This window comes from Mangrovibacterium sp. (assembly GCF_059905295.1).
In genome coordinates, this window is record NZ_JBZQJF010000339.1 from 1 (window position 1) to 12,553 (window position 12,553).

Below are 12,553 nucleotides of genomic sequence, written 5' to 3' on the forward strand. Positions count from 1 at the left end.
CTATTTGGCAATTGCTAAAGAATTTGAGCCCATGCTGCTTATACCGATCGGATTCGGTATTATTGTCGGCAATATTGCTTTCACGCCTGGCTTTAAAATTGGTATTTATGAATCAGGTAGTGTACTCAACTATTTATACTTTGGTGTAGCACAAGGGATCTATCCTCCTCTGATCTTCCTTGGTATTGGAGCGATGACTGACTTCTCAGCCTTGATCTCAAATCCAAAGTTGATCTTAATTGGTGCTGCTGCTCAATTTGGTATTTTTGGTGCCTATTGTACTGCATTAGCTTTTGGATTCAGTCCAACTGAAGCTGGTGCAATTGGTATTATCGGTGGTGCTGATGGTCCTACTGCAATCTTTATTTCATCGAAATTGGCACCGGACCTGATGGGTGCAATTGCTATCTCGGCCTACTCATATATGGCATTGGTTCCGGTTATTCAACCGCCAATTATGCGACTGCTAACTTCCAAAAAGGAACGCGTAATCCGGATGAAACCACCACGTGCAGTTTCCAAAAAGGAAAAGCTGATCTTTGCCATATCCGGGATGCTTCTCACCACATTCATTGTTCCAAGTGGTTTACCACTTCTAGGTATGCTTTTCTTTGGTAACCTATTAAAAGAAAGTGGTGTAACAAAACGCTTGGCAGATACAGCAAAAGGACCGTTGATCGATATCGTAACAATTTTGTTAGGTTTAACGGTAGGTGCGTCAACGCAAGCAACGACTTTCCTGACCATGAAATCAATCGGTATTTTTGTGTTAGGTGCGTTCTCGTTTGTCATTGCAACAGCAGCAGGTGTATTGTTCGTGAAGTTTATCAACCTATTCCTGAAAGAAGGAAACAAAATCAACCCGCTGATCGGTAATGCCGGAGTATCAGCTGTTCCTGACAGTGCCCGCGTATCACAAGTAATTGGTTTGGAATACGACAAAACAAACTACTTGCTAATGCATGCGATGGGGCCTAACGTAGCTGGCGTAATCGGTTCTGCAATTGCAGCCGGTATCCTGCTAAGTTTCTTGATGTAAGAGACCCTTATAATTTCAAGCATAAAAAATAAGAGCTTCCCAATTGGGAAGCTCTTATTTTTTTACCGAACCATCTCAATGTGCGGTCCAGCTTTCACGAGTTTTCGCCCTTCCTCGTTATCGGTATAATCTTTAAAATTCGCGATAAAAAGTTCAGCTAAGTGAATCGCCTTTTCATGCCACTTATCTTTGTTTTTATAAGTGTCACGAGGATCTAAAATTCCCGGATCAACATCATGCAATGCAATTGGGACTTCCAAATCAAAAATCGGGATTGTTTTGGATTCAGCTTGTTCTATTGAACCATCCAGAATTGCATCAATGATAGCCCTTGTATCTTTTATGGAGATGCGCTTTCCGGTTCCATTCCATCCGGTATTAACGAGGTAGGCTTTAGCATTATTTTGCTCCATGCGCTTAATTAGCTCTTCTCCGTACTTTGTTGGATGAAGACTTAAAAAGGCTGAACCAAAGCAAGCTGAAAACGTTGGTAGAGGATCATCAATTCCTCTCTCTGTACCAGCCAGTTTAGCTGTGAAACCAGATAGAAAATGATATTTTGTTTGTTCCGGAGTCAACTTTGAGACCGGAGGTAAAACACCAAAAGCATCTGCTGAAAGGAAAATCACCTTATGAGCATGTCCGGCTTTGGATACCGGTTTCACGATATTGTCAATGTGATAAATAGGATAGGAAACCCGGGTATTCTCGGTTACCGATGCATCATTAAAATCGAGCTTTCCACCTTCGTCAACTGTTACATTCTCCAAAAGCGCATTTCGCTTAATTGCATGGTAAATATCCGGTTCCGACTCTTTATCCAGTCGAATAGTCTTGGCATAACATCCACCCTCAAAATTAAATATGCCTTCATCATCCCAACCATGTTCATCGTCACCAATCAATTTTCGATGAGGATCGGTTGATAAGGTCGTTTTTCCTGTCCCAGAAAGCCCAAAGAAGATTGCGGTATCTCCATCCTTGCCAACATTTGCAGAACAGTGCATCGAAGCAATCTCTTTTAGCGGCAGATAGTAATTCATCATGGAGAAAATCCCTTTTTTCATTTCCCCACCATACCATGTACCACCAATCACCTGCATCTTTTCTGTTAAATTAAAAACAGTGAAGTTCTCGGAGTGCATACCCTGCTCCTGCCAATTCGGATTGGTCGTTTTAGAACCGGTCAAAACAACAAAATCAGGTTCTCCGTAATTTTCCAATTCTTCCTCAGTAGGTCTTATAAACATATTTTTGACAAAGTGAGCCTGCCAGGCTACTTCAACGATAAAGCGTACCTTCAAACGTGTATCTGGATTTGCCCCGCAAAAAGTATCCATCACATAAAGCTTCTTCCCCGATAATTGATTGGCTACTAAATATTTTAACTCGGACCACACCTGGGGCGAAAGTGGCTTATTGTCATTTGGCACTTCATCCGAGGTCCACCAAATTGTGTCTTTAGTCGTATCGTCGTAAACGATATACTTATCTTTTGGAGATCTTCCGGTAAAGACTCCCGTCATAACATTAACCGCTCCTAACTCTGTAACCGTCCCCTTCTCGAACCCGCTTAAACCGGGCTCAGTCTCCTCCTTAAATAGTAACTCGTAAGATGGGTTATAAATGATCTCCTTGGCATTTTGAATGCCATAATTTGATAAATCTAATCTTTTCATATTAAATGAGTTAAGAAATTTATATAAAACATCTTTCCTGATGTTATTTCAATACTATTAGAACGATATGCTTGTAAGTAAGCCTGTTTATCAAGTTCTTAGCAAGCTAATAAAAAAAAAGACAGCATTTTTAGAAAATGCTGTCTTAAAGAACATATAATCAGAGAATACTTTTCCTGTTTTTCCTTGTATTTTATTTTATAGCAAACTAAGAGCGCGGATGGAAATGTGTAATTGTATTTTTCAAATAATCCCGATCCAAATGCGTATAAATTTCAGTTGTCAAAATAGATTCGTGGCCTAACATTTCCTGAACGGCTCTTAAATCAGCTCCACCTGAAATTAAATGAGTTGCAAATGAGTGACGGAAAGTATGAGGACTGATTTTCTTGTTCAAACCAACCTTTTCAGCCAGGTTTTTAATAATTGTGAAAATCATTACACGGCTCAATTTCTTACCTCTTCTATTTAAGAATAATACATTCTCACTCTCCGGGCTAATTTTTAATGTTTTACGATAACCGTGCAAATATTTCGTAATTTCTTCGATAGCTTTAGAGCTTACAGGCACCAGCCGCTCTTTCTCAGCTTTACCTTCAACTTTTATAAAGCCCTGGTCGAAAAATAAGTTCGTCACTTTTAAGTTTACCAATTCAGACACCCGCAAACCACAACTGTACAAAGTCTCTAACATCGCCTTGTTTCGCTGTCCTTCTGCTTTGGCCAAATCAACACCATCAATAATCAGGTCAATTTCTTCCATAGTTAAAACATCCGGAAGTTTACGCCCAATTTTTGGTGATTCTAGCAGAGTCGTAGGATCGCTGTTAATTTTTCCTTCCATAAGCAAATACTTAAAGAATGATTTAATACCCGAAATTGTACGAGCTTGCGTACGTGGGCTAACTCCGCGATCATTAATGTACTCGATGAAATTTCGTAAGTGATTAATCCGAACTTTCTCCGGCGTTAAACGCTTGAAATTTTCATCTAAAAACGCCATCAACTTATTGATATCATTGATGTACGCAGCAATCGAATTCTGAGAAAGTGATTTCTCCAATCTCAGAAACGTCTCAAATCCTTTTTTACTATCTTCCCATTTCATAATAAAAAAATTAATTTTTTTGTACGAACAAAATGCAATAATTTTGACCCTTCAAAAGAGTCTCACAGCCAGCAATCAACTGAAAAGTAGTTTCTTCCCCAAGATTACATAATTTTCAATACGATTCTGGATCGATAAAGTTACTATATTTTTTAAAAAAGTGAAATAAAAATGAAAATATTGTTAATCAATGGACCTAATTTGAACCTGTTAGGCAAGAGAGAGAAAGGAATCTACGGAGATACATGTTTCGAAACATATTACAATGAATTAGTAAGCAAATATCCCAATATCGAATTGGAATATTACCAATCGAATGTTGAAGGGGAACTGATCAACAAGATTCATGAAGTTGGTTTTAGTTATGATGGTATTGTAATTAATGCCGGTGCATACACTCATACATCAGTGGCAATTCGGGATGCAATTGCCGGCGTAAATACCCCTGTCGTTGAAGTACATATTTCGAATATTCTCACCCGTGAAAATTTCAGGCATGAATCGCTCATTGGTCCGGTTTGCAAGGGAAGCATCATGGGTTTTGGGTTGGATTCATATCGCCTGGGAATTGAAAGTTTCATTAAAAATTAACGTTGTGTTTAATTATTGCCTCCTTATTGAAATGTTTTAGAACACTTCAATAAAATTGCTACTTTTGAAGCCCCATATATTTATATCGTTCGAAAAATGAAACACACAAAAATCGTAGCTACAATCTCTGATCTAAGATGTGATCATGAGTTCTTAAAAACCCTGCATGAATCCGGTATGAACGTTGTTCGTATGAACACCGCTCACATGACTCCTGATTCAGCAAAACCGTTGATCGACAACGTACGTTCTGTTTCTGATAAAATCGCTATTTTGGTTGATACCAAAGGTCCGGAAATCCGTACTACAGGTATTGATGAACCAATTGTGGTTGCTGAAGGAGACATCGTTGAAGTATCTGGTCTTAACCGTGAAAAAAGTGAAGCCGGACGTCCATTCTTTGGCGTTTCTTACGACAAAATGCACATCGAAATCCCAGTAGGTAAACAAATCCTGATTGACGATGGAGAAACAGCATTGACTGTTGTTGAAAAAGAGGCTGACTTTGTTCTTTGTCGTGTAGACAACAAAGGAAAAATCAAGAATAAGAAAAGTGTGAACACTCCTGGATTCACAGTTCAATTACCTTCAATTTCTGCGAAAGATGAAGCATTCATCAAATTCTCTGCAGAACTAGGTGTTGACTTTATTGCTCACTCTTTTGTTCGTAATGCAGCTGACGTTTTAGCTGTTCAAAAGATTCTTGACGAATACAACAGCCCGATCAAAATCATCGCAAAAATCGAAAACCTGGATGGTGTAGAAAATATCGATGAAATTTTGGATCATGCTTATGGTGTGATGGTTGCCCGTGGTGACCTGGGTATTGAAATTCCTGCTCAAAAAATTCCTGGAATTCAACGTCAACTAATCAGAAAATGTGTTGAACGTAAAAAACCGGTTATCGTAGCAACTCAAATGTTGCATACCATGATTGATAACCCACGTCCAACCCGTGCAGAAGTGAGTGATGTTGCCAACGCAATCTTCTCTCGTGCCGATGCAATTATGCTTAGTGGTGAAACTGCTTATGGTAACTACCCTATTGAAGCTGTAAGAACTATGAACAGCATTGCTAACGAAGTTGAGCAAAGCAAAGACAAGCGTAATGATATTGCAATTCCTTTGGTAGAAGATGAAATTCCTGCATTTTTGGCAGAAGCTGCTATCCAGGCTTCAAAGGAATTGTCGAGCAAAGCAATTGTTACCAACACAAAAACAGGAAGAACAGCACGCTATTTAGCTGCATTCCGTGGATCTAAACCGGTTTATGCACAGTGTTATGAGCCTCATGTTGCTCGTATTCTTTCACTTTCGTATGGTGTTTACGCTGATGTGATTGAGCCGAAGAAAGACAAATTCAAAATGGTTCGTAACTGTTTAAAATCACTTACTGAAAAAGGCACACTTCAAGAAGACGATCAAATCGTTTACGTAGGAGGAAGCTTCGGTATCGGTGGTGGTTCTACTTTCCTTGAAATTTCAACTGTTAACATGTTGACAAAGAAAGAAGACATCTAAGTCGAAAAGCAAATTAAATGTTTGGCATATCTGCCTGACATTAGCTTACAATATTAAACCGTTCGGAGTACCCGGACGGTTTTTTTGTGTTCTATTGAAAGAAATACCAGTCATTTGGCTTGACAACAAACTGAATTAAACACATCACAGAAAGGATTAATTTAGGAAATCAAGACACCCATGTCTTGATTTCCTAAATGCCGAACCAACAAATGGATTGATCTAGAAAATAATTCAAAGAAAAGGGGAATAAGCTTTTGCCTATTCCCCTTTCCCTTTAGTTTGTGCCGCTTATCTGGTAAAGCGGTCGCCCTATTATTCCTTTCATTCGAATGGAATAATCAGGTTCATATTTCAGAATAAATAAGCCTCCGTTCATGTAGCCACCATCCCGGTTAACTTTTTCAAACTGAAATTCCCCCTGTGTCAAGTCGGCATGATGATAAGGTAAACATCCGATGAAATCTTTACCATAGTCAAATAAAGCCGACATAAAATAGAACGCTACATCGTAGCCCTGGTAGCTAAATTGCGAGGGTTCTTCACTATAATTACTTCTGAATTTCGAAATAAAACGATTTACAAGCGGCGACTTATAATCCACATAATACGGACTCAACAAATTCATCCGTACATGATGGTAATACTCTGTTTGAATACTTTTATAACGCTGAAAGTTTGACAATCCGATCAATGTTACAGGATAGTTTTCAGCAGCGGCATTCAAATTAGTAACTGCTACACTAACCTGTGCTTCGGTAGCCGATGGAATGATAAAGACATTATCCTGATCTTTCTGCAAAATACGGGAAAGTCCCAGCGATCCTTCGCTTTCCAGGTTATATTCATGGAACATCACCTGCTTGCTTTGATCGCGATAGGGCGAAAAGAAAAACTTCTCTCGAGTTCGATCAACTAGCTGTGCTTCGGGCAAATGTTGGTAATTCCCCATCGATAATACAACAAGGTTTTTATCGAAATACTCGTCAGCTATATAGTCTGAAGTCTTCTGAATTAGGTATTCTTTCGTTGGATTAATCTTGAAATAATACGGATTAGTATTCTCCAAATTTCCCGATGATGAAAGCGGAGAAATCATTGGAATACCACGAGCTTTCGCATAATCAGCAACAGGTCCTTGCAGCTCCGGAAATACCGGACCGATAATCAAATCAACATCTCTGAAACCTGGTTGATATAGGATAGAATTAATCGTTGCAGCACTCTGGTTGGTGTCGAAAACATGCAAGGTTACGTTCATTCCAGCCTGTTTCATACTATCGACAGCTAATAAAACTCCTTCATAAAATTCGAGGAAGCTTTCCGAACGGGGATAAACAATTCGATTATCCCGGATTCGAAATGAGTCAGTCATCATCGCCAACTGATCTTCGTAATCAGGAGCTTTAGGATCCGGCAACACGCGTACACGATTAACGGTATCGTTGGCATCCAGATATAAAGGCAACAACAAGGCGACATCGAATTTCTCAAAACGAGCCGCCGGGTTCGGTTGGCAAACGGCCGGAGCATCTTCAGGACTAAAAGCTACCGAATAGCGGTAATTTTCCTCTCCCTGCTGATCATCAGACGTTGGATTCGAATACGTGAAAGTAGCTTGTTGATCTGCGTTGGGCGTTTCTGCACTTGCTTGTTTTTGTTCTTCCCTGGGTATCAGGATGGTTTCACCTTCTACCAGACCACGATATTCCAGCACCGGATTCACCTGTTTCAATTCGGCAATACTTAATTTAAATCGTTTAGCCAAACCATACACGGTTTCACCACGCTGAACGGTATACTTATCGAAAGCACTCTTATCTTCCGGCACTACTTTAAAATCAGGAACATTCTTATACGGAATGCGAATACGCAAGCCAGTTTTTAATCCTTCTTTTAACACCGGGTTATAGGCCTCCAATTCTTCCTGGGTAGCATTATATTTTTGCTCTAAACTCCAGAAAGTCTCCCCGCTTTGTACCAAATGCACAAAAAATGATCCCGGCTCTACCGCCATATTATCTCCCGATGTGGCCTCTTCAGCTGTTACCGCAGTTCCCGGCTGCTCCTGTTGTACAGGAATCTTCAGCGTCATACCAACGGCCAAACGTTCCCCGGCTTTCGGGTTTAATTTGATAATGTCTGAAATAGCCACCTTATGCTGACGCGAAATACCATACAGGGTTTCTCCGGGTTTCACAATATGATTGACCGTTTCGGGTTCCTTTGCCAAATCAATTTTGCGAACTGTATCTGCTTTTCGGCGGATACGTTCCAGGTCAGCCCGATCCGGTATGCGCAACACATCTTTCTTGCGAATACCATTGCGTGCCTGCGGATTATATTTCAGAATATCTTCAACAGTAACCCCAAAGCGATTGGCAATATAATGCAGGGTATTCCCTTTTTTTACTTTATAGGTCAGAAATGAAGGCAGCTCTTCCTGAGCCAATGGTTTTTCCGGAACAGGAATATGCAACAGCTGCCCCGATTTTAAGCCATTCTTTAATGCCGGATTGGCAGCGATCAAGTCAGACTGACTCAGGTCGAAAGCTTTACTTAGCGAATATAGGGTCTCACCCTGTTTCACGGTATAGCTAACATACTGTTGTGCTGACGGCGCTGGTTGTGCAACGGCAAAAAAGCCGCACAAGAGTAGGCCTGATAGCAAAAGGGAATATTTCATGTGGTATCTTTTCAATGTTTGCTGGTTTGTTCTTCCGCCACCGCAACAAATGTGCCGTAGACAACAAAATAAAACCTAATAACTAAAACCTCCAAAGTAATTCATAAACTGAACCCGTTCCCAAGCATCAATCTGCTTCGTTTTCAGGCACAATTTACCTTTAAACTCTTCGATTGTTTCATAGCCTTTTTTGTCCATCCACTGACTAATCTGGTCATTGAATTTCTCAATTACCTCAGGACCTTTCTCATAAATAACAGATGCGATTTGCACCGCATTAGCTCCGGCCAACAAGAACTTAATAGCTGTTTCTGCCTTAAGTACACCGGTTGTTCCCGCTAGAGGGCAAGCTGATTTTGGACTCAAAATACCCGTCCAGCGCAATGGCAGCAAGTATTCGTTTCCACTGCTCAGAATTTCAGCAGGCACCAAATCTTCGGCATCAATATCAATATCGGGCGAATAAAAGCGGTTGAACAAGGTTATACCGGCAATACCGGTATGCGATAATTCGCTAACCACTTTGGCCAGGTTCGAAAAGTAATGACTGATTTTTACCGAAACCGGGATGTTCACCACATCCAACACTTTCGTAACAGTATCGAAGTAGAAGTGCTCGTTCGCAGAATGACTTTTATTCTCGTTCGATGGAACAATGAATAGATTCAGCTCTAAAGCATCGGCTCCGGCTTCTTCAATTTTACGGGCAAACTGTACCCATTCGGTTGAAGTGGTACAGTTTACACTTGCTACAACCGGAATATCGGCAACCTTTTTCGCATCCGCAATCAACTTCAGATAGCGTTTCAGGCTTTCTTCTTTAATGACATAGTCGAAATAATCGAGGTACTCCGGATCAGGAGCAAGCTCTTTTGGTGAATTCAATTCAGTTTCAAACTGTAAATGAATTTCTTCTTCAAACAGCGATTTCAACACCACCGCACCAGCACCGGCTTTTGCTATTTTCTCAATTTGATCAACTTTTGCAGTTAAGCTGCTGCTTCCAGCGATAATGGGGCTTTTTAAGTCCAAGCCAAAGAAACGGGTTGACAAATTCGCCATGTGATTTGTATTTAGTTCGTATCAGTTTTTAATTGAATAACAGACAACAGGTCAAAAAACCTGCTGCTTTTTAATTTCCTTGCAGGTATTTGTGCATACCTGCAGCAGCCCGGCGTCCATCGCCCATGGCCAAAATTACCGTAGCTCCACCGCGTACAATATCGCCGCCGGCAAATAATTCAGGCATCGAACTTTGCATGGTTTCCGGATCCACCTCGATGGTTCCCCAACGGCTCACCTTTAACTGAGGCAACTCGGACGGGACCAATGGATTAGGTGATACACCAACTGCGACAACCACGACATCAACAGCGATATCGTATTCCGAGCCTTCGATCACAACCGGACGACGGCGGCCTGATGCATCGGGTTCTCCCAGTTCCATCCGCTGAACGCGCATGCGATTTACCCGTCCTTTATCGTCGGCAAAGTACTGTGTGGGGTTGGCCAGGTTGATGAATTCTATTCCCTCTTCCTCTGCGTGGTGAATTTCTTCCACACGAGCCGGCATTTCCTCACGCGAACGACGGTAAATGATCATAGACCGATCGGCACCTAAACGTTTGGCAGTACGAACGGAGTCCATAGCCGTATTACCACCGCCAATTACGGCAACATTCTTGCCTCTTAATACCGGGGTATCAAAGTCCGGATCCGAGGCATTCATCAGATTTACCCGGGTCAGGTATTCATTAGACGAGAGAATTCCGTTGTAGTTTTCACCCGGAATATTCATAAAACGAGGCAATCCGGCACCACTGGCAACAAAGAAAGCCTTGTATCCTTCTTCCTTCAGATCATCGAAACTGGCAGTGCGACCTACGATAAAATTACGCTCGAAGCGAACGCCCATTTTTTCCAGGTTGGCCAATTCAACATCGACAATCTTGTTCGGCAAACGGAATTCCGGAATTCCGTATTTCAACACGCCACCAATTTCGTGCAGTGCTTCAAATACGGTAACATCGTAGCCCAGCTTAATCATATCGCCTGCAAAGGCTAATGACGCGGGACCTGATCCGATTGCTGCAACCTTAAGACCATTTTTAGGAGCTGTTTCGGGCACCGTCATTTGTCCGCTTTCGCGTTCAAAGTCGGCCGCAAAACGCTCCAGGTAACCAATCGCTACCGGATCTTTCTTCAATTTTAAAGTATAGAAACAATTGGCTTCGCACTGCTTTTCCTGCGGACATACACGACCACAAACAGCTGGCAGAGCCGATGTTTCTTTCAATGTTTTGGCGGCTTCAATGAATTCGCCGCGCTCAATATTCTTGACAAATTTCGGGATATTAATGCTCACCGGGCAACCTTCAATACAAGTCGGGTTTACACAGTCCATACAACGCTGTGCTTCTTTTACGGCTTGCTCTACAGTTAGTCCCTTGTTTACTTCGCGGTTCTGATAACAAACCCGCACTTCCGGTTTCATCTCCGGCATTTTCACGCGAACCATCTCGCCACGCTCTTTATTCTTAATTTTCCCACGCAGCTCTACCCGCCACGCTTGTTCACGTTGTTGTTTGAGGTATTCCTGCATGATTAGGCATTTACAGATTGATGATAACGTTCAAAAGCTTCCTTTTCTTCTTCCTTATAACCTCCCAAACGAAGCATTAATTCATCAAAATCAATTTGATGGGCATCGAATTCGGGGCCATCTACACAAGTGAAGCGGGTTTGACCGCCTACACTCACCCTGCAAGCGCCACACATGCCTGTACCGTCAACCATGATGGCATTCAGGCTGGCTTGAGTCGGGATCTCGTATTTTTTGGTCAGCAAGGAAGTAAATTTCATCATCACTGCCGGGCCAATGGCGATACACTCATCAACCTTTTCGCGCTTAATTACTTCTTCGGCACCGGCTGTAACCAGCCCTTTACGGCCATACGAACCGTCATCGGTCATCACAATAACCTCATCCGACCATTTTCGGATTTCATCCTCGAGGATGATCAAATCTTTACTACGGGCAGCCAAAATGGTTATCACCCGGTTTCCGGCTTTCTTAAAACCTTCAACAATTGGCAACAGGGGGGCCACCCCTACACCACCGCCGCAAGCAAGTACCGTTCCCACTTTCTCAATGTGCGTAGCTTTTCCCAAAGGACCTACCAAATCCAGTATTTTCTCACCGGGTTTCATCTCGCAAAGCCGGGTTGATGTTACACCCACTTTTTGGGCAACCAGCGTAATAGTTCCGGCCTTTTCATCGGCTGCAGCAATAGTTAACGGAATACGCTCGCCATGCTCGTCGATGCGCAATATAATGAAATGACCAGGTTTGCGGGAACGAGCGATACGCGGCGACTTAACCACCAGCTTCACCACATTCTCCGAAAACGATTCAACCTTAATAATTTCGTTCATTCAATAATGTCTGTTAGCGATCTTAGTTTGATCTGCAAAAATAATACTGTAGCCGCAAGAAACCTTAACTTCAAGCTATTTTTCAACAGAAATTAAAACTAAAGCCTTTGTTTACCTCCCTTAAGAGCCCTGAACTATATTTATGCCATTGGACAGCTTAGCCCTGACCTCTGAAAATGAAAAATATCGAATAACCAATAAGAAATGTAAAAGTAAGAAAGTGCAATTCTCGGTCTTTTTCGGTTATTCAAGTTTCGAGTTATTGGTTGCTGGTTGCTCCCTTTTGAAATTTGGAATTAAAAACCTGGAATTTGAGTCGACTTGCAGCTCTTTCAATCCAGTAATCAAGTGATCCAATAATATTGATTAATCCCCAATAGATGACAAAGTACTTCGCATCTCATGCGTAATACTGGCTTGGCCCTTGCCCCCTTTGAAAATGGATAATGCAGAATATCCAATATTTACGACAAAGCTTACCGCCCCTGTCTTGC

The 12,553-nt window shown here is 41.7% G+C and carries 9 protein-coding genes; 3 read left to right on the plus strand and 6 right to left on the minus strand.

Annotated elements, in window-relative coordinates:
* The coding region (locus AC37HE_RS17125) for a sodium ion-translocating decarboxylase subunit beta (protein WP_500784335.1) at positions 1-1,039 on the plus strand (1,039 nt) is incomplete at its 5' end.
* Positions 1,040-1,101: 62 nt separating this feature from the next.
* Here the strand turns inward: AC37HE_RS17125 and pckA are convergent.
* Both pckA and xerD read right to left on the minus strand, forming a co-directional pair.
* Positions 1,102-2,718 (minus strand): phosphoenolpyruvate carboxykinase (ATP), encoded by a 1,617-nt coding sequence (gene pckA / locus AC37HE_RS17130; RefSeq protein ID WP_500784336.1) that lies wholly within the window; start codon positions 2,716-2,718, stop codon positions 1,102-1,104.
* A gap of 208 nt (positions 2,719-2,926) precedes the next feature.
* Positions 2,927-3,826 carry a site-specific tyrosine recombinase XerD gene (gene xerD / locus AC37HE_RS17135; protein ID WP_500784337.1) on the minus strand — a complete coding sequence of 300 codons (900 nt, stop codon included), beginning with the start codon at positions 3,824-3,826 and terminating at the stop codon, positions 2,927-2,929.
* Positions 3,827-3,997: 171 nt separating this feature from the next.
* Here xerD and aroQ point away from each other — a divergent pair, with 171 nt between their 5' ends.
* Both aroQ and pyk read left to right on the plus strand, forming a co-directional pair.
* On the plus strand, positions 3,998-4,417 hold the full coding sequence (gene aroQ, locus AC37HE_RS17140) for a type II 3-dehydroquinate dehydratase (RefSeq protein WP_500784338.1): 420 nt from the start codon (positions 3,998-4,000) through the stop codon (positions 4,415-4,417).
* A gap of 96 nt (positions 4,418-4,513) precedes the next feature.
* On the plus strand, positions 4,514-5,938 hold the full coding sequence (gene pyk, locus AC37HE_RS17145) for a pyruvate kinase (protein ID WP_500784339.1): 1,425 nt from the start codon (positions 4,514-4,516) through the stop codon (positions 5,936-5,938).
* A gap of 277 nt (positions 5,939-6,215) precedes the next feature.
* On the opposite strand, the gene AC37HE_RS17150 is transcribed toward pyk, so the two are convergent.
* The 4 genes from AC37HE_RS17150 to AC37HE_RS17165 form a co-directional block, all read right to left on the minus strand.
* On the minus strand, positions 6,216-8,624 hold the full coding sequence (locus AC37HE_RS17150; protein WP_500784340.1) for a LysM peptidoglycan-binding domain-containing protein: 2,409 nt from the start codon (positions 8,622-8,624) through the stop codon (positions 6,216-6,218).
* A gap of 75 nt (positions 8,625-8,699) precedes the next feature.
* A complete protein-coding gene (locus AC37HE_RS17155; RefSeq protein ID WP_500784341.1) occupies positions 8,700-9,686 on the minus strand; it encodes a dihydroorotate dehydrogenase-like protein in 987 nt (328 codons plus the stop codon).
* A gap of 70 nt (positions 9,687-9,756) precedes the next feature.
* On the minus strand, positions 9,757-11,226 hold the full coding sequence (gene gltA / locus AC37HE_RS17160; RefSeq protein WP_500784342.1) for an NADPH-dependent glutamate synthase: 1,470 nt from the start codon (positions 11,224-11,226) through the stop codon (positions 9,757-9,759).
* A 2-nt stretch (positions 11,227-11,228) separates the two neighbouring features.
* The gene (locus AC37HE_RS17165) at positions 11,229-12,059 is read right to left on the minus strand and encodes a sulfide/dihydroorotate dehydrogenase-like FAD/NAD-binding protein (protein WP_500784343.1); all 831 of its coding nucleotides are present in this window, start codon (positions 12,057-12,059) and stop codon (positions 11,229-11,231) included.
* Positions 12,060-12,553: the final 494 nt, after the last annotated feature.

Coding starts and splice junctions, on each gene's coding strand:
- AC37HE_RS17150 (WP_500784340.1), bottom strand. CDS start 8,624: ATGAAATATTCCCTTTTGCTATCAGGCCTACTCTTGTGCGGCTTTTTT.
- AC37HE_RS17155 (WP_500784341.1), bottom strand. CDS start 9,686: ATGGCGAATTTGTCAACCCGTTTCTTTGGCTTGGACTTAAAAAGCCCC.
- gltA (WP_500784342.1), bottom strand. CDS start 11,226: ATGCAGGAATACCTCAAACAACAACGTGAACAAGCGTGGCGGGTAGAG.
- pckA (WP_500784336.1), bottom strand. CDS start 2,718: ATGAAAAGATTAGATTTATCAAATTATGGCATTCAAAATGCCAAGGAG.
- pyk (WP_500784339.1), top strand. CDS start 4,514: ATGAAACACACAAAAATCGTAGCTACAATCTCTGATCTAAGATGTGAT.
- AC37HE_RS17165 (WP_500784343.1), bottom strand. CDS start 12,059: ATGAACGAAATTATTAAGGTTGAATCGTTTTCGGAGAATGTGGTGAAG.
- xerD (WP_500784337.1), bottom strand. CDS start 3,826: ATGAAATGGGAAGATAGTAAAAAAGGATTTGAGACGTTTCTGAGATTG.
- aroQ (WP_500784338.1), top strand. CDS start 3,998: ATGAAAATATTGTTAATCAATGGACCTAATTTGAACCTGTTAGGCAAG.